We start from the raw sequence: 3,827 nt of genomic DNA on the forward strand, positions 1-3,827 counted from the left end.
ATTATCTTACTCCTTACCTGTTCCACAGCGTGCCATCTTCCAGACGTGCGACTGGTAGATAAGCAGGTTCATAGGGATATTTCGCCGCCAGCTTTTCATCGAATTCGATACCAAGACCCGGTTTGTCTCCCGGATGCATATAGCCGTTATCGAAAGTCCAGTTGTGCGGGAAGACTTCGAGCATTTGTTCGGAATAACCCATGTATTCCTGGACACCGAAATTGGGGACCCACAGATCAAAGTGCAGCGCCGCAGCCATGCAGACTGGTGACAAATCGGAAGGACCGTGTGAGCCAGTACGTACCTGATACAGCGAAGCAAAATCGGCAATCCGGCGCATACTGGTAATTCCGCCTGCATGGGTCAGCGTGGTGCGGATATAATCGATGAGTTGCTCTTCAATCAGTTGTTTGCAGTCCCAGATGCTGTTGAAGACTTCACCCACTGCGATGGGTGTGACGGTATGTTGGCGAATGAGACGGAAGCATTCCTGGTTTTCCGCTGGCGTCAGGTCTTCCATCCAGAACATGCGATAATCTTCAATGCTTTTACCAAAGCGCGCCGCTTCAATAGGCGTTAAGCGATGGTGCATGTCATGCAGCAAATGTTCATTAAAACCAAACTTGTTACGTACCGCGTCAAACAATTTCGGCATGAAATCGAGGTATTTCTCCGTCGACCACAGCTGCTCTTCCGGCCACTGTCCTTTGGTTGCGGGTTCATAAGCCAGACCTTTACCTTTCGACATGCCGTAGGTGGTTTTCATACCAGGGATTCCGCACTGCACGCGGATGGCTTTGAATCCCAGCTCCTGATGACGGGCATAATCATCCAGAGCTTCATCAATACTGTGACCGGTGGTATGGCAATAAACCATCACCCCTTCACGAGACGCGCCGCCGAGTAACTGGTAAAGCGGCATGTTGGCAGCTTTGGCTTTAATATCCCACAGCGCCATATCAACCGCTGAAATGGCCGACATCGTAACCGGACCGCGACGCCAGTAAGCACCTTTATAGAAAAACTGCCAGATATCTTCGATACGGTGCGCATCGCGACCAATAAGCCGCGGACAAAGATGATCCTGCAAATAAGAGGCCACGGAAAGCTCACGTCCATTGAGGGTGGCATCCCCAAGGCCCGTAATACCGTCCTCAGTGGTGATTTTTAATGTGACGAAATTACGCCCCGGACAGGTAACAAAAACTTCAGCCTTTACGATCTTCATGTTCGATTCCTTGCATCGCTTGTCGTGATGCATGAAATCTACGCAACCGAGCTACTGCCATACAAGTATGAAGATCGAAAAAAGCCGGAGTGATCACAAAAAAAGGCGTATATTTGCGCTGTGAATGGTTGACAAAAGATGAAATAGAATACCTTTTGTCAGCTGACACTTCCTCGTATCTTATTGATAAAATGGATTTATGTTCCTACGTGCGCCCCCAGCCCGCAACAATGATCAACATTCCGCAAAGCGCAATCAACGCACCCGTCCAGTCATAAAGACTTAGTTTCACGCCATCCACAACGCGCAGCCACATCAATGCCGTGCAGACATAAACGCCACCATAAGCCGCGTAAACACGCCCACTCGCCGCAGGATGCAACGTTAACAACCAGACAAACAGCGCCAGTGAAATCCCCGCCGGAAGCAACAGCCAGATACTGGCGTTTCGTTTTAACCACAACCAGGGCAGAAAGCATCCAATAATTTCACACAGCGCAGTAGCAAAAAATAGTAACGTTGTTTTAATCATCTTTGTCACTTATTGACATCATGTATAGTTATAGGGCGACATAATATCATCAATATAAACATCCTCCTGGTACGTTTTGCGTTCGCAGTGGATGGTGTAGAATCACCTTTAATCATTCATACAGGGAATGAATTATGAAAATCACTCTCAGCAAACGAATCGGCCTGCTCGCTTTTCTGCTGCCTTGCGCACTGGCATTGAGCACAACTGTTCATGCCGAAACTAACAAACTGGTGATTGAGTCTGGCGACAGTGCACAAAGCCGCCAGCACGCCGCTATGGAAAAAGAGCAATGGAATGACACGCGCAATCTGCGCCAGAAAGTGAATAAACGCACTGAAAAAGAGTGGGATAAAGCCGACGCCGCTTTTGATAACCGCGATAAATGTGAGCAAAGCGCCAACATCAATGCCTACTGGGAGCCCAATACTTTGCGCTGCCTGGACCGTCGAACTGGCCGCGTTATTACCCCCTAACCTGTTATTGATTTAAGGAATGTAAGGACACGTTATGCCAAGCGCCCACAGTTAAGCTACGCCCGCTGGAGCGTGAAGATTTACGCTATGTACATCAACTCGACAATAACGCCAGTGTGATGCGTTACTGGTTTGAGGAACCCTACGAAGCCTTTGTTGAACTCTCTGATCTGTATGATAAGCGCATATTCACGATCAGAGCGAACGGCGCTTTGTGGTGGAATGTGACGGCGAAAAAGCCGGTCTGGTGGAGCTGGTGGAAATTAACCATGTTCATCGCCGGGCAGAATTTCAGATAATTATCTCCCCGGAGTATCAGGGGAAAGGTCTGGCAACCCGTGCCGCCAAATTAGCAATGGACTATGGCTTCACCGTTCTCAATCTCTATAAGCTGTATCTGATCGTCGATAAAGAGAATGAAAAAGCGATTCACATTTACCGCAAGCTTGGCTTTACGGTTGAAGGTGAATTGATGCATGAGTTTTTTATTAATGGTCAATATCGTAATGCCATTCGCATGTGTATATTCCAGCATCAGTATCTGGCAGAGCACAAAACACCGGGTCAGACTCTCCTGAAGCCGACCGCACAATAGCATTAATAATAATCGATCGTATTTTTGATGGTGTAAATCCGTTCGACGGCGGGTTTTACTCCTTCATCAACAATGATCAGCTGACAGTCCACCGGATTGGCGTGACTGTCATATTCACAGCTCTGTTTTACATTACCAACTCGTTGATTATTTAGTAAAGTAACCGCTGTGTAATCTAATTTTTTGAACGGATCCGTTGATGGCGTGGCGCTGACAGATAATGTTTTGTCGTTACTTTTCGTGGTTTTACCCAGCGGATACCCCTGATCATCATAGCGATATTCCATCTGCATTTGTTTGCTGCTGGCTTTAATCACGAAGCCATTATCATCGGTTTCCCAACTCACCCCGGCAGAAGGTAATTCTGCTAGCTGGCATTTTCCCTGTAAACGTACTCTCTTCTCCAGCGTCTCGGCATCACGGTAATAATTGGCGTCCAGTACCAGAGCGACCACGGTATTATTTTCCAGATCCAGTAATTCGAGTGAATCAAAACAGCCTTCTTCCGACAAAGTCCCAGAAACACGTTTCGTCACTTCACCTTGCTCATCCATTAATGTCTGAGTGAAATCTTTTACCGGACCACGCAGCGGATCAAAATCGAATTCATTAGAGAAACTGGCCATCTCAGGGGTAAATGAAAGTGTTACCTCTGTGCGGTCACATCCTGTGAGGAATATCGCGAGTAAGCATGGTAGTAATTTGTATTTCATAACAGTCACCAGAGAGTAGAGATGATTCTCAATCATAGTAGCAAATACAGTACTTTACACGTTAAATGCTATGCTTAAAGAAGTTATCTTCGCGTAAGGAGCTTATGATGAAACTCTCAACCTGCTGTGCCGCGCTTCTGCTCGCCCTCGCCTCACCCGCGGTACTCGCCGCGCCGGGATCCTGTGAGCGCATACAGAGCGATATATCACAGCGCATTATCAATAATGGCGTACCCGAAAGCAGCTTCACGTTAAGTATTGTACCCAATGACCAGGTTGATCA

General features: G+C 47.4%; 5 protein-coding genes and 1 pseudogene. 3 read left to right on the forward strand and 3 right to left on the reverse strand.

Annotation, left to right across the window (positions count from 1 at the left end):
• Positions 1 to 13: 13 nt before the first annotated feature.
• Both rspA and ACUU1M_RS19245 read right to left on the reverse strand, forming a co-directional pair.
• Positions 14 to 1,228, reverse strand: a complete 1,215-nt coding sequence (gene rspA / locus ACUU1M_RS19240) for a starvation-sensing protein RspA (protein WP_152029054.1) — start codon at positions 1,226 to 1,228, stop codon at positions 14 to 16.
• Positions 1,229 to 1,433: 205 nt separating this feature from the next.
• Positions 1,434 to 1,760 carry a YnfA family protein gene (locus ACUU1M_RS19245; RefSeq protein ID WP_001295395.1) on the reverse strand — a complete coding sequence of 109 codons (327 nt, stop codon included), beginning with the start codon at positions 1,758 to 1,760 and terminating at the stop codon, positions 1,434 to 1,436.
• Positions 1,761 to 1,894: 134 nt separating this feature from the next.
• Between ACUU1M_RS19245 and ACUU1M_RS19250 the strand changes: the two genes are divergently transcribed.
• Both ACUU1M_RS19250 and speG read left to right on the forward strand, forming a co-directional pair.
• Positions 1,895 to 2,236 carry a DUF1283 family protein gene (locus ACUU1M_RS19250; RefSeq protein WP_000705197.1) on the forward strand — a complete coding sequence of 114 codons (342 nt, stop codon included), beginning with the start codon at positions 1,895 to 1,897 and terminating at the stop codon, positions 2,234 to 2,236.
• A gap of 34 nt (positions 2,237 to 2,270) precedes the next feature.
• A pseudogene (gene speG / locus ACUU1M_RS19255) lies at positions 2,271 to 2,831 on the forward strand (spermidine N1-acetyltransferase).
• Positions 2,832 to 2,833: 2 nt separating this feature from the next.
• Here speG and ACUU1M_RS19260 read toward each other — a convergent pair.
• Positions 2,834 to 3,544: a YnfC family lipoprotein gene (locus tag ACUU1M_RS19260; RefSeq protein ID WP_152029055.1), complete on the reverse strand. Its 711-nt coding sequence runs from the start codon at positions 3,542 to 3,544 to the stop codon at positions 2,834 to 2,836.
• Between the two features lie 107 nt (positions 3,545 to 3,651).
• On the opposite strand from ACUU1M_RS19260, the gene ACUU1M_RS19265 reads away from it, so the two are divergent.
• Positions 3,652 to 3,827: DUF1161 domain-containing protein (locus tag ACUU1M_RS19265; RefSeq protein ID WP_449144748.1), on the forward strand; the 176-nt coding region annotated here is incomplete at its 3' end.

It is taken from the genome of Shigella sp. SIG6, from assembly GCF_053555815.1.